At 71.1% G+C, this 15,834-nt stretch carries 17 protein-coding genes; 15 read left to right on the top strand and 2 right to left on the bottom strand.

The window, feature by feature from the left end; all coding sequences use genetic code 11:
* Positions 1-10: 10 nt before the first annotated feature.
* From J8M51_RS44420 to J8M51_RS44405, 4 genes are all read left to right on the top strand, one after another.
* Positions 11-784 (top strand): RNA ligase family protein, encoded by a 774-nt coding sequence (locus J8M51_RS44420; protein ID WP_060880809.1) that lies wholly within the window; start codon positions 11-13, stop codon positions 782-784.
* A gap of 239 nt (positions 785-1,023) precedes the next feature.
* Positions 1,024-1,500 carry a hypothetical protein gene (locus J8M51_RS44415; protein WP_060880810.1) on the top strand — a complete coding sequence of 159 codons (477 nt, stop codon included), beginning with the start codon at positions 1,024-1,026 and terminating at the stop codon, positions 1,498-1,500.
* Positions 1,497-2,462 (top strand): DNA cytosine methyltransferase, encoded by a 966-nt coding sequence (locus J8M51_RS44410; RefSeq protein WP_317853012.1) that lies wholly within the window; start codon positions 1,497-1,499, stop codon positions 2,460-2,462. Before J8M51_RS44415 ends, J8M51_RS44410 begins: the two co-directional genes overlap by 4 nt.
* Positions 2,459-2,905 carry a hypothetical protein gene (locus J8M51_RS44405; protein ID WP_060880811.1) on the top strand — a complete coding sequence of 149 codons (447 nt, stop codon included), beginning with the start codon at positions 2,459-2,461 and terminating at the stop codon, positions 2,903-2,905. Before J8M51_RS44410 ends, J8M51_RS44405 begins: the two co-directional genes overlap by 4 nt.
* 35 nt (positions 2,906-2,940) lie before the next feature.
* On the opposite strand, the gene J8M51_RS44400 is transcribed toward J8M51_RS44405, so the two are convergent.
* Entirely contained in the window at positions 2,941-3,114 is a 174-nt protein-coding gene (locus tag J8M51_RS44400) for a hypothetical protein (RefSeq protein WP_164992630.1), read from the bottom strand.
* Between the two features lie 253 nt (positions 3,115-3,367).
* Here J8M51_RS44400 and J8M51_RS44395 point away from each other — a divergent pair, with 253 nt between their 5' ends.
* The 8 genes from J8M51_RS44395 to J8M51_RS44360 all read left to right on the top strand — a co-directional run bounded on the left by J8M51_RS44395 (position 3,368) and on the right by J8M51_RS44360 (position 10,690).
* Entirely contained in the window at positions 3,368-3,766 is a 399-nt protein-coding gene (locus J8M51_RS44395; RefSeq protein WP_060880812.1) for a hypothetical protein, read from the top strand.
* A gap of 45 nt (positions 3,767-3,811) precedes the next feature.
* Entirely contained in the window at positions 3,812-4,780 is a 969-nt protein-coding gene (locus J8M51_RS44390) for an AAA family ATPase (RefSeq protein WP_060880813.1), read from the top strand.
* Complete coding sequence (locus J8M51_RS44385; RefSeq protein ID WP_086757775.1) at positions 4,780-6,588, top strand: VWA domain-containing protein; 1,809 nt, start codon at positions 4,780-4,782, stop codon at positions 6,586-6,588. Before J8M51_RS44390 ends, J8M51_RS44385 begins: the two co-directional genes overlap by 1 nt.
* 81 nt (positions 6,589-6,669) lie before the next feature.
* Complete coding sequence (locus J8M51_RS44380) at positions 6,670-7,299, top strand: hypothetical protein (RefSeq protein ID WP_060880535.1); 630 nt, start codon at positions 6,670-6,672, stop codon at positions 7,297-7,299.
* Positions 7,300-7,430: 131 nt separating this feature from the next.
* Positions 7,431-9,296, top strand: coding sequence for an RNB domain-containing ribonuclease (locus J8M51_RS44375; protein WP_060880536.1), 1,866 nt, complete (start codon positions 7,431-7,433; stop codon positions 9,294-9,296).
* Positions 9,297-9,384: 88 nt separating this feature from the next.
* Positions 9,385-9,867: a GIY-YIG nuclease family protein gene (locus tag J8M51_RS44370; protein ID WP_060880537.1), complete on the top strand. Its 483-nt coding sequence runs from the start codon at positions 9,385-9,387 to the stop codon at positions 9,865-9,867.
* 125 nt (positions 9,868-9,992) lie between these two features.
* Positions 9,993-10,307, top strand: coding sequence for a hypothetical protein (locus J8M51_RS44365; RefSeq protein ID WP_060880538.1), 315 nt, complete (start codon positions 9,993-9,995; stop codon positions 10,305-10,307).
* Positions 10,308-10,390: 83 nt separating this feature from the next.
* Positions 10,391-10,690: a hypothetical protein gene (locus J8M51_RS44360; RefSeq protein ID WP_060880539.1), complete on the top strand. Its 300-nt coding sequence runs from the start codon at positions 10,391-10,393 to the stop codon at positions 10,688-10,690.
* Between the two features lie 92 nt (positions 10,691-10,782).
* On the opposite strand, the gene J8M51_RS44355 is transcribed toward J8M51_RS44360, so the two are convergent.
* On the bottom strand, positions 10,783-13,392 hold the full coding sequence (locus J8M51_RS44355) for an MXAN_6230/SCO0854 family RING domain-containing protein (RefSeq protein ID WP_086761583.1): 2,610 nt from the start codon (positions 13,390-13,392) through the stop codon (positions 10,783-10,785).
* A gap of 596 nt (positions 13,393-13,988) precedes the next feature.
* Here J8M51_RS44355 and J8M51_RS44350 point away from each other — a divergent pair.
* From J8M51_RS44350 to J8M51_RS44340, 3 genes are all read left to right on the top strand, one after another.
* Positions 13,989-14,435 (top strand): hypothetical protein, encoded by a 447-nt coding sequence (locus J8M51_RS44350; protein ID WP_086761581.1) that lies wholly within the window; start codon positions 13,989-13,991, stop codon positions 14,433-14,435.
* Positions 14,436-14,501: 66 nt separating this feature from the next.
* Complete coding sequence (locus J8M51_RS44345; protein ID WP_060880542.1) at positions 14,502-14,822, top strand: hypothetical protein; 321 nt, start codon at positions 14,502-14,504, stop codon at positions 14,820-14,822.
* A gap of 302 nt (positions 14,823-15,124) precedes the next feature.
* The gene (locus J8M51_RS44340) at positions 15,125-15,808 is read left to right on the top strand and encodes a hypothetical protein (protein WP_086761579.1); all 684 of its coding nucleotides are present in this window, start codon (positions 15,125-15,127) and stop codon (positions 15,806-15,808) included.
* Positions 15,809-15,834 lie beyond the last annotated feature (26 nt).

Here is a 15,834-nt window from a genome sequence, read left to right as displayed (position 1 = left end):
TCACCGGCCCATGGAGGTCTCCTTGATCAATCTGGACGCGCTGGATCTGGACGCTCTGAACTCGGCGACGAAGTACCCGCCGATCGCCACGTACCACGAGATCGACCGCGGCATCCTGCTCGACAACGTGATGCCGTTCAGCAACGACGTGGTCCTCACCGAGAAGGTCGACGGCACGAACGCGCGGGTCATCGTCCTGCCTGACGGCGACTACGTGATCGGCAGCCGGGAGGATCTCCTTCACGCCCGCGGCGACCGTGTCCTCAACCCGGTCCAGAGCATCGTTCCGGCACTGCGCTCTCTGGCCGAGCACCTGACGGCGCCCACGGCAGGGATCCGCGTCTACTTCTTCGAGGTCTACGGCGACAAGATCACCAAGGCCAGCAAGCAGTACACCGGGAGCCGCGCGGTGGGGTTCCGCCTCTTCGACGTCGCGGTTGTCGACGCTGCGGTCCTGGAGCTCCCGCGGCCCGCGATCAGTTCATGGCGCGAGAACGGCGGCCAGCAGTTCCTCGCCGAGGACGACCTCGCTCTCATGGCCAAGGAGAACGGCATCGAGCTGACGCCGCGCCTCGGCCGCGTCCCCGCCGACCAGCTCCCGACCGACCTGGCCGGAATGCAGGACTTTCTCGCTTCCCGGCTTCCCGGGACTCTTGTCGCGCTGGACGACGGCGCCGGCGGCCGTCCGGAAGGCATCGTGCTTCGCACCATGGACCGTTCCGTGATCGCCAAGGCCCGCGTCGAGGACTACGCCCGCACGATGCAGCGCCTCGCGGCGCGCTGACCCCCGCCAGGTCCCGGTCGGCTCGGCTTCGGCCGCGACCGGGACCGGCTCCCGCGGCGACTGCGCACTCGGCGATCTCCGCGACCGCCCTGATCCGGTGCGCTTCACCACGGCACCCAGGCTCCCGGGCGCGGCCCCGCCGGCTCCCGCTGTGCTCGTGCCCTGGCGCGCGTTCCGGGCAGTCCCCCGCTCTCGCTCCCCTTCCACTCAAGGAGATTGCTCTGTCCGGCAGTTCACAGTTGCAGGTCATCGTCTACGCCGTCGATGACACCGAAGTTTCCGCCGTGCTGACCGCCTTCCACGCCGGTGAGATCACGACCGACTACGGCCTTGGCTCCACGCCGACTCGGCTGGACCTCGGCTTCGTCTACAGCACCGCGGAGGTAACGGCCGGGTCCGCCCACAGCTTGGCCGAGGCGCTGATGACGAACGCCCCCACGGCGGCATTCGTCATCTGGCAGGACCCCTCCTACCCCGCCAACGGGTCCTACGTCGGACACGTGCCGGGGGTGGGGGTCCTTGAGGCGGAGTGCAATGTGCACGGCACGCCGCTGATCTCGCTGCGGAAGGTCATCCCGTTCTTCAGCACCTCCCGTCGTACGGCGTGGACGCAGACGGAGGACAACGAGGCCGGGCAGGTGCGGCAGGCGGCCGAAGTGCTGGACGCGCTTGCTGAGTTGGTCCAGCGCCTGCCCGGCGCCCCGTCGGCCGAGTGACCGGTCCCCTTGCCGTGCTGGGCGCGCCGTCGGTGCGGTGGCGGCCCGGACGGCTGAATCTGCCGTGCTGCGTCGCGGGTGCCTGTCGGCGGCCCCGGCGCATGCGGCTGCCCAAGAGGCCGTCCTTCTCCGGTCGGCGGCCGCGCGTGCTGGACCTGTTCTGCTGCGCCGGGGGTGCCGGGATGGGCTACTACCGGGCCGGGTTCGACGTCGTGGGTGTCGATATCCGGGCCCGGCCCAACTACCCCTTCGAGTTCCACCAGGGCGACGCCCTGGAGTTCGCCCACGCGCACGTCCAGGAGTTCGACCTCGTCCACGCGTCGCCGCCGTGCCAGCACTCGTGCACCTTGACCAAGGGCACGAACAAGGGCCGCGAGTACATCGACCTGATCCCGGCCACGCGCGAGCTGTTCGCCTGGTACGGCGTGCCGTCCGTCGTGGAGAACGTCCAGGGCTCACAGCTGCGGCGGGACCTGGTCCTGTGCGGCGAGATGTTCGGGCTCGGCGTTCTTCGCCACCGGTATTTCGAGATCGACTACTGGCGGGGCGATAGACGTCCGCACCAGCCCCACCGCGGCTACGTCCGCGGCCTGCGGCACGGCGTGTGGCGCGACGGCCCGTACATCGCTGCGTACGGCAAGGGCGGCGGCAAGGGCACCGTCCGCGAGATGCAGCAGGCCATGGACATCCACTGGACCGACGTCCACGAGGAGCTCACCGAGGCGATCCCGCCCGCATACACCGAGTACATCGGCAACGAGTTCCTGACCACCGGCGAGTGGGGCGCCATCGCCCGCGGAGTCCCGGACACCGCTCCCGTACCCGAGATCATGCGCCCCTACCTCAAGCTCAACGCCGCCGGCCGGCTCGTCGCGACTCGCCCCGGCCGCCGGCCTTCCGCTCCCGTGCCGGCGCCCCTCGTCCCGCCGTTCGCCGTTCCCCTTCTGAAGGAGACCCTTTGACGACGATCTCCCGGCATTCCGTGGAGGTTCCCCGCCAGTACCTGGGCGTGCCCGTCCCGGATGACATCCGGCGCCAGTGGGACAGCTGGGACGCGGCCACGTGGCGTCGCAGCCGTCACATGGCCACCAACAACCTCTTCCCGCCGGATCAGCGCTACACGGTGCGTCCGCCCGCTGAGCTGTGCCCGCGTCACCACGACGCGTGGGTGGGCTACCGGAACATGGACTTCGACCCGGTGAGCGGTAACCGGTGGCCGGGCCACCCGGGCTCTCCGTTCGTCCCCGTCGGCCGGGACCTTTCCAGGGTCGCCGAGGAGCGCCGGTGCGAGTGGGACGAGAAGGCGTCCGAGCAGATGCGCCTGATTGAGCAGATCTGCCTGTCCGGCCGCTCCCCGCAGTGCGACAGGGCTGAGCAGGTCGACGGCGGCAGCGTGGTGGAGTAGTGCAGCCCGGGGCGTCGCCCGCTGCGGTGTCGACGTCAGGCGGCGTCGGCGGAGATCAGGCTGAAGTCGAGGGCCTGGTCCGCCTGACGCAATGCCTGCTCTGCCGTGCGGCGGACTTCGGCGAGGACGTCGCCGCGCTCTTCGACCAGGCCGGCGTAGATCGGGGCGTCGCTGGTGCTCGCGACGCCGGCGGGCTGCGGTGTGTTCACGGTGGTGCTCTCCCCCGGTGCTGGAAACAGGTGCCGAGTGTAGGGCCGCGTGGCGCGGCTGTGCCTTCCGTTTCAGCCCCCGAGCAGGGCGTGAGCCGGGAGCAACCGATCACACTGACCCTATTAACTTGACCTAGGGGCGCGTTTCGCGTACATTTGAGCATGTCAGGGGCGCGCCGACCACGCCATTTCACCGAGCGCCCCTATGACCACTTTGACGCAAAAAAATTTACCCACATGGAGGGTTCTTCAGTTGGCTTCTAGCGACGACGTCCGCGGCTTCGGCTGGGAACTTCATTTCGAGAGCGGGAACAGCGACAAGTTCTACCGCTTCATCGTCGTCACCGGAGACGAGGCGATCGCGCTCGGCCTCCACGGGTCCCGCAACGGAGACGGTCAGGTCGGGCTGCTGACGACCCGCATCACCGGCGCCGAAGCGCTGGCCCAGGTGGTGACGCGGTCCCGCGCGAAGGAGAACAAGGGCTACGAGGTGAGCCGGGACTTCACCGTCTTCGACCTCCCCGTGTCGCTCACCGGCGCCGCCGACGCCAAGGCCAACGCCCATGAGATCGCCCGGTACTTCGGCAAGTACGCCCGCGAGTCCGGCACGGAGCTCCCGAACGCCTCCCACATCCCGGGATCGAACTTCTAGCCGCCCGGCCCGCCACTCCCCCACCCGCTACATCCCAGGAGCCTCTTGTCCACGTTCACGAACCAGATGAAGCAGCGCGGCCTCGCTGAACTGGAGGATGTCGAGCGCCGTCGCACCCAGCGTCGTAGCCCCGCTCCCGCTCCCGCCTCCCTTTCCACCGCCCTCCCGCCGGTGGGCCCCCAGACCCGGCCGAACGGACAGCTCTACCACCCGCGCATGGTCGGCGACCTGGAAGACCTCGCCTTCCTGCGCGACGCCCGCAGCCACCGCGAGCACGTGCTGCTCGTCGGCCCGCCCGGCACCGGGAAGACCGCGCTGAGCGAGGCCGCGTTCGTTCAGGACGCCGTCCAGGGCCAGCACAACGGTCTGGAAACCATCGTCGGCACCGCCGACACCGACGTCTCGGACTTCGTCGGCACCTTCGTCCAGAACCCGACCACGGGCGGCTTCGAGTGGGTCTCCGGCCCGCTCATCCGCAGCATCGAGAACGACGTGCCGCTCCTCGTCGACGAGATCGCCCTGATCGACCCCCGGGAACTGACCGTGCTGTACGCGCTCATGGACGGCCGCGGGGAACTGCACGTCACGCAGAACCCGACGCTGCCGCCGCTCAAGGTCGGCCCCAACTGGTTCGTCGTCGGCGCCTGCAACCCCGACGTGCCCGGCGCGAACCTGAGCGATGCCCTGTTGAGCCGGTTCCACCATCACGTCGAAGTGACCACCGACTGGGACCTCGCCGCCGACCTCGGCGTGCCGCTGGACCTGATCACCGTGGCCAAGAACCTCGACAGCCGCAGGCAGCAGGAAACGTACGAGGGCTGGATTCCCCAGCTGCGCGACGCGCTCGCGTTCGCCGGGACGGCCCGGCGCTACGGCCAGGACTTCGCCGTCGCCAGCCTGCTGCGCAAGTGCCCCTCCCCGGACCGCACCGAGTTCGCCGAGGCCATGAAGGACAAGTTCGGTGAGATCGCCCCTCTGGCACTGGGCACCCGGGTCCCCGCGGGGCGCCGGTGATGACCAGCCCGGCGGCCTCGCCGCCCGCCCCGCAGGAGGACGTCGACGCGGACCTGGCCGATGCCCGGGGCGCGCTCTCCCGGCGTCTCGGATCCATCATCAACACCCTCGCCGACCGTGACGACGTGCTGCTCACCATGGCCTGGGACGCCGCGCCCACGGCCGAGGCGGCCTGGTTCGACCCGCAGCTGATCAAGGTCACCATCAACGGGGCGGTCGCCCTGAAGGACGGCACTCACCCGGACCAGGTCGACCCGCTCAGCATCTCGGGCCGTCTGCGGCATCCGGTGATCGTGGGCATGTCCGCGCACGAGGCCGCTCACGCACGCAGCACCCGCTGGGGTGACTGGAACGCGTCGGCGGGCGGCCGGGCGGTGATCCGCGCGGCCGTGCTGCTCGAAGAACCCCGGATCGAGGCCCGTCACCTTCAGGAGCGCCCGGGTGACCGGGTCTTCCTGCGCGCCTGCGCGAGCCACATCGTGCTCCCCGCCCAGCGCGCCGCCTCCCCGCTGCACGACCGGTGGCGCGCGGCAGCGGGCGCAGCCCTCATCCTGGGCCGGGTCGACGCCGGTGTCCTCACCGAGACCGAGACCCGGCCGGTGTACGCCGCCGCCGAGTCCGCCCTCGGCACCGGAGACCTCGCCAGGCTGCGTGCCCTGTGGCAGGAGGTCCTGACGCTCGACGACGGCGACCAGGACGGCCTTCTGGACATCGCCCGCCGCTGGGTCGAGGTCGTCGGCGCGGATGCCGACGAGGACCTGCCCGGCGTCGGCTGCGCGGCAGGCGAGCCCCGGGCCGAATCCTCCTCAAACGGCACCGACGGTGCGGAAGACGGTGACGGACTCGGCGCAGCCGTGGCGACGGTCGCCGTCGCAGCCTCGGTTCAGGCCCAGATCTCCACGGGAGCGCTGCCCGACCCCGAGCAGGAGCGCCGTGCCGAAGAGGAGGCCGCCCGGCGCCAGAAGGCCCGCCGGGACGAGACCACCGCCCAGCAGGCCGCGCAGCAGGCGGCCCGCAGGGTGTTCACCCCCGCACCCGCCCCGTCCTCGCGCCGGTCGCGGCCGCGGACCCCGGTCAGCGGCCACAGGCCGCCCACTTCGCTGGAGCGGGCGGCCGCGCGGCGGCTGGGAATCGCCCTCGCCAAGGCGCGGTTCCGCGACCCCGCCCGGGTCCGTACGGCTGCCGCGGCTCCGCCGGGCCGCGTGTCCGGCCGCGACGCCATGCTCGGCGCGGCGCAGCGCGCCCTGGGGATGCCGGTGACCGCCCGGCCCTTCCGCTCCCTGAAGCGCACGCACTCGCACGAACCGCCGGTCGCCGTCGGCGTGGCCGTCGACGTCTCCGGCTCGATGCGCGCCTACACCTCGATCATCGCCTCGACGGCCTGGACCTTCGCGCACGGAACCCGTGAAGTCGACGGGAGGGCCGCGACGGTGGCGTTCGGCACCGCCGTCACTCCGATCGTCTCCCCCGGCCAGCCCCCCTCTCAGGTCACCGAGTTCCACGCGAACGACGGCAACCACCGGTTCATCGAGGCCACCAATGCCCTGGACGGCGCCCTGAGCCTGTCCCGCCAGGACGGTGCCCGCGTCCTGGTCATCGTCTCCGACGGCCACTGGGAGCCGGAGGAACGCGTGGGCGGCGAACGTCTCGTACGGCGGCTGATCCGGGCCGGAGTCCATGTGCTCTGGTTCTGCCTCGACCCCGGGTCAAACGTGCTGCCCGGCGCTCACCGGGTGGACATCACCCAGGTCTCCGAGATCCCCGCCGCCCTGAGCAGCGCGCTGCTCTCGGCGCTGCGCCAGGCCTGACCGACCGGCGGGCGGCCCTGAAAGGCCGCCCGCCCCACCGGGCGCCGCCGTCCGGCGGCGCCCTCACACCACGGAGGCTGCGTGCCCATCACCACCCAGGAACAGGCTCGTGCGATCGCGAGCACCTTGTCCGAAGCGGGACCGATCGCCGAGTTCGCCGCCGGCAGCACCCCGGGCTGCTTCGCCCGCCTGCGGCTCGCCCTTGCCGGCATGCGCCGGGAGAGCCTGGCGACCGAGGCAGTGCTGAACATGCCCGACGGGCCCGACGACCCGCTCATGGAACGCGGCAAGGAGGAAATGGCCGAGATCACCTCCGCAATTACCATCCTTCTCGCCTGGACCGAGGACCAGCCCTGCCAGGTCGAGAGCTGTGATTGCCGCGCGGACCGTCTGCTGCGCCAGCTCCTCAAGGAGGTCCGCGTTCCCGAACAGACCGGCTACTCCGCCGAGCTGGGGCGCAACAGCTGCGTCATCGCCGGACACTTCGAGCCCGATCCGGACGAGCGGACCGCGTACGTCCTCATCGAGCACCGCAACCACATCGACCACCCTGTCCGCGCGCACCGCGGATGGCGGGCGCGTCTGGTCACGGCCGACGGGGTCACGCCGCTGTACGAGGCGCCGGGCTACCCGACGGCTCCGGTGTCCAGCTACGACGAGGACACCCGCGCGTGCGTCCGTACCGTCGCCGCCGCCCTGGCCCGCACCTGATGACCGAATCCCCACGGCCGCCGCACCGTTTTCCTGACAACTCGGCAAACGGCGGCCGCCTCGTTGGACATGATGGATCTCGCGCCGGCCGTTCACCGTTCGGCCCCGCCGCGTCACGGAAGGAAGAAGTGTTGCCCGCCCACGCCTCCCCCGCCCAGCCGCCCTCCGCAGACTCCCCGGGCGTCCCGCTCATGATCGACCGCAAGGGCAGTCTCGACCGGGACGACGCCATCACCGTCCGGCGTCTGCCCGACGGCTGGGAGCTCACCGTGTACGTCGCGGACGTCGCCTGCGGTGTCGCTCCCGGAAGCACCGCCGACCAGGAGGCCTTCGCGCGCAGGGAGTCGGCGTACGGCGGGTTTCGCGGCACGGCCAAGATGCTCCCGCGGGCTGTCGAGGCGCGGCTCACTCTGGCGGAGGGCCGCGCGTGCGCGGCTCTGCGGGTGCGGGTCACCTTCGACGACGGCGGCACCGCGCTCGGAGTCGACGTCGACCGGGCGCAGATGCGCGGGGCCCTCGCCCTGGACCATCACGCGGTCGCCACCGCGGTCGGCGACCCCAGCCACCCCCTGCACCGCCAGCTGCGCGATGCCGCCGAGCTGAGCGAGGTCCTGCTCGCCCGCCGGCGCAGCCAGGGCGCACTGGCCCTGTACGACCTGCTGCAGGGCTGGGCCACGGACGAGGACGGCCGCCTGGTCCGGGTGGCAGTCGCGGAGCGGAACATCGCCTACAAGATCGTCCAGGAGTGCATGATCGCGGCGAACACCGCCCTGGCCGGGTGGGCCGCCGAGCGTGATCTGCTGCTCCTGTTCCGCAACCACTCCGCCGCAAAGGTCGCTCCGCCGCGCGAGGCGCTCCTCGACGATCTCGACCTCGCGCTGTCCGAGGGTTCCGCCGCCCGCCTCCAGGCCCTGCAGGAACGGACCCTCCTCGTGCTGCGGGCGGCCGAGTACGCGCCCTTCGTGCGCGGCCACTGGGGGCTGAATCTGCCTGGATACGTTCACTCGACGTCGCCGTTGCGCCGCTACGCCGACCTGGTCGTGCAGCGGGTCGTGTTCAGCCACATCGACGGCACCCCCAGCCCCTACACGGACGAAGAGCTCCAGTCCATTGCCGAGTCCTTGAACGAGGGCGCCCGCGCCGACCGTGAGGCGCAGCAGGCGTCGCTGAAGTCCTCCGCGCATGCTCGCGCCCGTAAGGCGGCATCAGCCGGGGGCGACTACTCCCATCTGGACAGCCGTGACTTCCAGGCCCTCCTCAAGCGCGGCTGCAAGGAGAACATCGGCAGCGCGTCCCTGGCACAGGAGGCGGTCCGCCGTGCCAGGCAGCAGCAGCTCACCTCCCTCGACCTCCAGATGATCCTGCTCGTGGCGAGCAGCGACACCTGGGCGCCGGCCCGCGCCGAATGCCTGAAGGCCGTCGCGACCTCGCCGGAGACGGCGGTGAGCGTGCTGGCGACGCACGCGCAGGTCAACGGTGTGGCGAATCCGTCGTTCACGGACCACAGCGCCGGTCAGATTCACAACGCCGTATTCCGTTCCCGTGCCGAACTCGCGCTCGGCGGCACGCCGGTGTGCGGCGAGGAGCGCACCGCCTCGGTGAAGAAGTCGGCGCGTCACCAGGCCGCGCTCAGCCTCCTTGCCCGGCTCGCCTGCCTGCCGGACCCTTCCCAGGACCAGGTGGGCGGCGGCGACAGCACGACGGCCAAGGCGAAGAAGGCGATCGAGCCCGCTGCCGCCGAGGGGCGCCAGCCGGTCATGGTGCTCAACGAGTACACCCAGCTGCTCATCATCAGTGATCTGCGGTTCGACTTCACGATGGACGGGCCCAGCCATGTGCCCACCTTCAAGTGCACGGCGCGGGCCGTGCACGAGGGTGACGTCCTGGTCGGCACCGGCACGACTTCCACGAAGTCCTCGGCGAAGGCCACTGCGGCCGCGGACCTCCTCGATCAGATCCACACCCGTCTCAACCGCCACGAGAGCGACGCCGCGTGACGCCACGCATCCTGGGATCCCCGGCCCTCGAAGGAGCGGGCCGGGGGCACGGTGGCGGGGCCGACACGGGCACGGCACGCTTCGCCTCATGGCGATCGACCTGACCATCAGTGTCCTGACTGTTCCCGATCTCGAGCCGGCGCTGCGCGGCCACTTCTCGGCGGACGCCAAGCGCGGCGCACCGTCGCTGTTCTCCCAGCATCGGGAGGTGCCGGCAGATCCCGGTGTCTACGTCTGGGCCGACCCGCGCGGCGCCGTCCTCTACGTCGGCTCTGCCGCGTCGCTGCGTCAGCGGCTCGGCCGGGAGCAGGGGTGGGTGTCGGCGTACGAGCCGGCCGAGTCATGGGCGGTGAGCGTGGTGCACATGCTCAAGCACCACCAGGCCGAGGCGTGGTGGGTGCCGACCGCGGATCTCTTCGAGGCGCGCGAACTTGAACGGCGGCTCATCGAGTGGCACCGCGCCGTCACGGGGAGCGCGCCTCCGGCCGCGGGATGGGACGCGAAGAAGGGCAGTCTGCGCGAGCGCGCCCAGTCCTGGGCGCAGGGCCTGTGGCGGACGCACTTCGGGTAGGGGGAGGACTTCCCGCGGCGCAGGCGGACTCTGTCCACAAGCGCTTGCGGTGAGGGTTGCTGGCGTCGGGGGCGGAGCATGGTGCCGCCCCGGCCTCCGTAGCTCTGATCCCGAGGAGACCGCCCGTGGTGATCGCCGTGCTCGACGTGTTGCTGACCATCCTGCTGCCGCTGCTGATGGGCGTGGCGATCACGTACACCACCCCCAGCGGCGCCTTGTTCATGCACCCGGCGGAGCAACTCTTGCTCGGACGGAGCGAGTTGAATCCGGTGCGGGTGCTGCCCCTGTTGCTGCCGGTGGTGTGGCAGCCCGTGGCCGGCACGTACCTGCTCGTGGAGCGGTTGTTCGGGGTGCTCGTCATCGGCGCCATCGGCATGGGCCTGGGCCGGGTCGGGCGCGCGCTCGGCGGGCACCTGCGGCGTTCGCGGAGCGGCAGTTGAGCACCGGCACTCCCGGCCCGTCCGTGCCGGCCGCTCCCGGGGACCTTGGCGGTCCTGATGCCCGAGTCGATCACGGCGAGGTGATGGAGCGGTCTGCCGCGCCTGCCGGCCGTGATCGGCCGGGGCGGGCTCTGGCGGTCATCTGGGGCGGCCTCGCCTTCGCCCTGCTCCTGTGCGCTGCCGTCCAGTGGGTCACGCCGCATCTGCTGTCCGCGACCGCCGGCGGGACCGTGCCGGTCCTCCTCGCGCAGATCCTGGCCCTTCTGCTTGTGCTCGTGCAGCTGGCCGGCCTGGCCGGGCTGTGCTTCTACGGCTGGCACGCCCTGTTCACCACGCCGCTGTGCGTGATCGCCTCGCTGCGCGGCAGACGCGACGCGCGGTGACCTGCCCGGCCGGGCACAGGCAGAAGCCCTTGACGACGGCACGCGGATGCGCTGCGTCATCAAGGGCTCTTGTTGTGCTGCCGGTTGGCTCTCTACTGCGGTGCGAGTGCGGAGACCAGGTCGGAGGCGCCGAGCAGGCGCACCTGCCGGGCGTCCAGTCCTGCCGGGTACAGGGCGTACGCCTCGCCGCCCTCGGTCACGGTCAGTTCGCCGCGCACCAGGTAGGCGAGGTGAACGTCGGCGAGGTCCAGGTCGAGGCCGTCGTCGGCGTGCGGGGTGCCGATGCGCGCGGCGAAGGCCATGGTGGTCTCCTCCGGGCCGCGCCGGTAGGTGGTGGTGGAGCCGTCCAGGTGGCGGACGACGACCGTGCGAGCGCGGCTTGCCGCCTGCCAGGTGGCGAGTTCGCCGAGACCGACGCGGGCGCCGGAGGTGAACAGGCTGGTCAGCCCCTGGCCGAGGGTGGCGAGGTCGCTCGCGTGCCGGTGCACGGCGTGGTTGGTCCCGGTGACGCCCCGCACGACGTCGAGCCAGCGCATCGTGCGGCCCTTCACGTCGATGAGCAGGGGCACGCTGGCGCGGGACTGGCCGGTCAGGTCGAAGCGCTGCTCGACCTGACGCGGGTCGAAGACCGCTCCGATGTTGCCGTCCTCGTCGCGGGACATGAATCCGGCGAACGCGTCGGCGAGGTCGTCGAAGGCCACGTTGTTGTACGAGAAGACCACGGCGACGAGGTAGCGCACGCCGGCGGCGGCCAGCTGGTCGAGGTCGAGGTCGACGAACTCGCTGGCGCCCTTCGGCGCGGGGGCACTCGTGAGGTCGCCCGAGTGCACGGCCGCGGAGCCTGCGAAGCGGAGCCGGGTGTAGTCGCAGGTGCCGACGTGCTCCCAGGCGTCGTTGAACATCGCCGCCGACAGGTCCAGGTCGGTGCGACCGGAAGTGTCGCTCTCCATCCAGTGGAGGAAGAAGCGGACCGTGCGGCCGTCGGGCAGGGGCAGCTCGCTGCCGCGCGGCAGGGTGACCAGGGCGCGCGAGGCGGTCCGCTCGGCGAACGGCGCGATCACGCCGTCCAGGCCCGCGTCGACGACGGCGGTTTCCACCTGGGTGAGCTGGCCCGCGCGGCGCAGGATCTCGCCGGTCAGGATGGACACGGCACGGTCGACGACGGCGCCGGCGAGCGGGGCGCGCTCGTCCGCGACGATGTGCGCCTTCGCGTTGCCGCCCTTGGGGAAGAAGACCCGCTCGGCGCCCTTCCGGGTCCGGGTGCGGATCTCTCCGAGCGCCGAGAGGACCACGGCCGGGGCGACGTGGGGCACCACCCGCTCCAGAGCGTCGAGGACGAGGGTCGCCTGGTCGGTCCCCGCGAGACGCAGCACGTGATCCAGCCGTCGCAGGAACTCGCCGGGGCGCTGCGTCAGCAGGGGCAGCACGCTCTTCACGTCGCCCTTGGCGAGGGCCGTCTCGACCTGGGTGGACCAGAGCGCGATCGCGACCTTCGGCCGGTTGGTGTTGGCGACCGGCACGGTGCGGGCCGTGGCGCGCAGCGTGCGCGACAGAGTGTCGTCGGTGAGCGTGGTCTCGCGCAGCGCGGCGAAGGCGAGGGCCGCGTTCGGGTAGCGGGGGGCGTACTCGAAGGGGTGAAGCCGCTCGGCCAGGTGCTTCCACGCCTGCGCGTGGCGGTCGATGTCCTCCGCGACCAGGGTCACGTCGAGGCGATCGAGGGCCTCCAGCAGCGCGCGGCGCAGCGGACGCGGGATGGCGGTGAAGCGGGTCGGGGTGACGAGCCCGGCATCGCCGCCGGAGCGGACGGCCACAAGGCGCAGCACGTCGGTGGCCGTGGTGATGCGGGCGATCACCGCCGGGAGCACGTTCAGGTACTGGTCCGGCTCGTCCAGGAGCCAGGCCAGAACGCGGGCCTTGGTCTCGCGGCCGGGGATCGACTCCGGAAGCCACGACACGTCCGTGCGGTCGCCCGCCTCGTCGAGGAGGGTCGTGAGGTCGTCGGTGTCCTGCGGGCTGAGCGCGCCGGTGCGGGACAGCAGACCGGCCAGTTCGGCAGCGGCGTCAGCCGTGCGATCCGTGAGGCTGCCCCCGTAGTTGAGGACGCGGAGCCGGTCCGGGAGTGCGCGCCGGGTGCCAGCGGTGGGCCGGTGGTGCTGCGGGCGCAGGAACGGGTCGTCGGTGTCGATGCGGCGGTGGCAGATCGGGCACGCCGAGAAGTCGGCGCCGTCGAAACAGGCCGTGCAGACCAGGTGGGCGCACGGCGCGACCGCGTGCACGGTGTCGTTGGAGCCGCACAGGATGCACGGCTGCTCGGGGGCCTGGAGCAGAAGGGACAACACCCGATCGACGTAGAAGGACAGGGTGTCGCTGGGGGTGCTGGCCGGGAAGCTGCGGAACAGGGGCGTGTGGTCGCGGTCCGCGCCGAGGGCCGCGTCGATGTCGGACAGCAGGGCGCGGCCGGCGGTGACGAGCTCGGCGTCGGTGCTGCGGGCGAGGGCCTGGCGCAGGCCGTCGGACAGCAGGAAGCCCCGCTCGAGGACGTCGGCTTCCAGCAGGGTGATTCCGGCGAGCGAGTCGACGGACGGGGTCTGAGCCGGCGCGGTGGCCGAGGTGTTGAGGTAGACGGATCCACGACGGGCGAGGAGCGTGGCGGCCAGGCCGCGGCGGGCTCCGGTGGTGGTCGTGATGGTCGTGGTCGTCATCGTCGTCCTTCCCCCTGTCCCGGCATTTCCGGGCCTGCAGGGCCCTGTGGTGCAGGGCTTCGTCTTCTTGAGCCGAAGCGGAAGGGGCCCGTGTCCGTCCCGGAAGGAGGAAGGGTTCCTGAGAGCCGCTCGGCGTCGCCGAAAGTTTCAACCTGATCGTGGTCAACGGGCGCAGTGGGGCCGCCGGTTGCTCGTGCGCGGGGCACCCGGTGCGGGTGAGGCTCTCGGATGCGGGGCGGGAAGTGATCGCGCTGAGTCTTTTCCAAAGAGAGAGAAGGAAGCACGTATCGGAGCCGCCCCGCAACCAGGACCCTACCAACCGCTCGATTGCCGCTGCACGGGGATTTCTTCATGGCCCGAGAGGTGTTGAACCTTGCGCGCCCCAGGCGGGACGGCGGGCCTGCCACCGCGGGGCCGGAACCCCGCTTCGACGCTTGAGACAATACACACGTAGCCACCTTGTGTCAACTTAATTGCGTCGAACCCCGCGACCTCAAGGGGCGGGCGACCCTTTTATATTGACTATCCCCCCTTGCTGGAGTACATTGGTGTTAAGGGGTTGACTTCGCCCCCCCTCATCGACCAGGAAGACCGCCTTGACTTCCATTTCCCGCTCCTCCAGCGACCGCCCGTTCACCTCCGGACCTGTTCCGCTGGAGGTTCTCCCGTTCCTTCCGGAGGACTTCCACGATGGCGGTGACGCCGACACCTGGCTGGCACACCTTGCCCCCTGGGGATGGACCGGCGTCCGGGACTGGGGAAGCGAGGGCTGGGACCTCGGCAACTGGCCTTACCAGGCGGTCGCCCTCTACGACAGCCCGTTCGAGCTGTACTACGCGCTCGCCGTGTACACGGAGGGCGACGTCAGCGTCGAAGCCTGGGCCACCCGCGAGGAACGTGATACCTCGGTCGATCTCCTCGCCCTGTCCTACTGGAGCCACTCCGATCGCGGCCCGGCCGATGCCCCCGATCCCAGTACGCCGCCCAGCGACATCCCCGCACGGTTCCGTGGCCCGTACACGCCCGAGGACACCACGGCCTGACCTTCCCCGCTCACGAGCTCGCCCACGGCTCGTTCCGCCGCCCTCCGCCCCCAGACCTGGAGCTGTATGCCCGCGACCGACGACCTGCACGACACCGAGCGCACGACCGAGGAACTGGCCGAGGCCATGTTCAGCGGCAACGTCATCGAGGTGTTCTTCGACACCCTGATCATCTTCCGCGTCTCCCTCAGCGGCGTGGACGTCTTCGTCCGCCACACGCTGACCCCGGAGCAGATCGCGGACTTGAGCGCGGGCGTTGCCCACGGCGAGGTGCGGCTCACCACGCCCCTCGCTGCCCGTCCCGGTGAGCCGCTCGTGGTCGATCCGGGCGAGGCGGCACTTCTGAGCCGCGCCCTCGAAGCGCGCAGCTCCCTTCTCAGCAGGTAGCCGGCCCGCCGCCCCGTCAGGCTGACGAGGCACTGTTTGCGCAGGTGGCAGGGTGTCACGCCCCAGAGCGTGACAGTGAGCGTGACACCCGGGCGTGACACCTTCCCGCGCCCCGGAGCCGCACCTGCTGGCGCTTCCCCCGCGCTCCGTTGTGCTGTCCGGAAGTGTCCGACGGTGTCCGCGTGGACAGCGTCGGACACTTCCGGACCAAGTCCCGCTCGGCTTGCGAGAGCCGGACCACGCGGCACCAGTAGCCTGACCAACTGTCCATTGCAAAGTGCGACGTTAGTTGGTGAGCGGCAGTGACGCAGGGAACGGCGGCGGCGACGGCGTGGGTGGTCGCGGGCACCCGGCAGCGGATGAAGGACGCCCTCGAGGTCGAGAAGCGCCGCCGCATCATCCTTTCGTCAGGCTCGGAGTGGCAGACTCGGGGCCTGTCGCGCGAGGGCGCTGCGGCGGTTCGTGACCGCTGGCGCCTGGAGGTGGAACGTCTGCGCGGGTCGGCGGAGCTGATCGACACGATCGACACCCTCGCGGCCTGCGGCATCAAGCAAGAGCTCCAGGAGCGGCATTGGGCTCGTGAGTGGCCCGCGGTTCCTTCCGAGGCCCGCTCCCTCGGGGGCCGGTGGCCTGGATCGCGGACCGGCGGCTTCCCGGAGAGCATCCCGCTGCGGCTGCCGAGCGACCTGGCCGAGAAGGTGCTGGCCGCCTGCTGGCATACATCGGTCGACTCCATTCGGAAGATCCGAAAGTGGCGGGACAAGTACCCCGGGCTGGTGCCGCCGGCTGTTGCGCCCGGCCCGGAGGAGATGTCCCGGCTGCCAGATCCGCTGGCGGAGTACGAACGTCTTGCCGCTAAGGTCACCACCGTCGGCGACGTCTACCGGTCGGGGATCGAACGGGGCATCGAGGCTGCGCAGTTGCTGTCGGCTGCGCGCTACCCCGAGCCCGGCAGCGTCGAGGCCGAGGTTGCGGAGCCGGCCTGACACCAGCACCGGCCGCGGCGCCTGAC

Origin of the sequence: Streptomyces griseiscabiei, from assembly GCF_020010925.1 — a bacterium.
Classification (GTDB): Bacteria; Actinomycetota; Actinomycetes; order Streptomycetales; family Streptomycetaceae; genus Streptomyces; species Streptomyces griseiscabiei.
The sequence above is the reverse complement of the archived record's forward strand: the minus strand, read 5'-3'. Positions and strand labels throughout refer to the sequence as shown.

What these genes read in the sequence shown, in the direction of transcription:
- J8M51_RS44420 (WP_060880809.1), top strand. Translation starts at nt 11, where the DNA reads ATGGAGGTCTCCTTGATCAATCTGGACGCGCTGGATCTGGACGCTCTG.
- J8M51_RS44385 (WP_086757775.1), top strand. Translation starts at nt 4,780, where the DNA reads ATGACCAGCCCGGCGGCCTCGCCGCCCGCCCCGCAGGAGGACGTCGAC.
- J8M51_RS44370 (WP_060880537.1), top strand. Translation starts at nt 9,385, where the DNA reads ATGGCGATCGACCTGACCATCAGTGTCCTGACTGTTCCCGATCTCGAG.
- J8M51_RS44360 (WP_060880539.1), top strand. Translation starts at nt 10,391, where the DNA reads ATGGAGCGGTCTGCCGCGCCTGCCGGCCGTGATCGGCCGGGGCGGGCT.
- J8M51_RS44355 (WP_086761583.1), bottom strand. Translation starts at nt 13,392, where the DNA reads ATGACGACCACGACCATCACGACCACCACCGGAGCCCGCCGCGGCCTG.
- J8M51_RS44345 (WP_060880542.1), top strand. Translation starts at nt 14,502, where the DNA reads ATGCCCGCGACCGACGACCTGCACGACACCGAGCGCACGACCGAGGAA.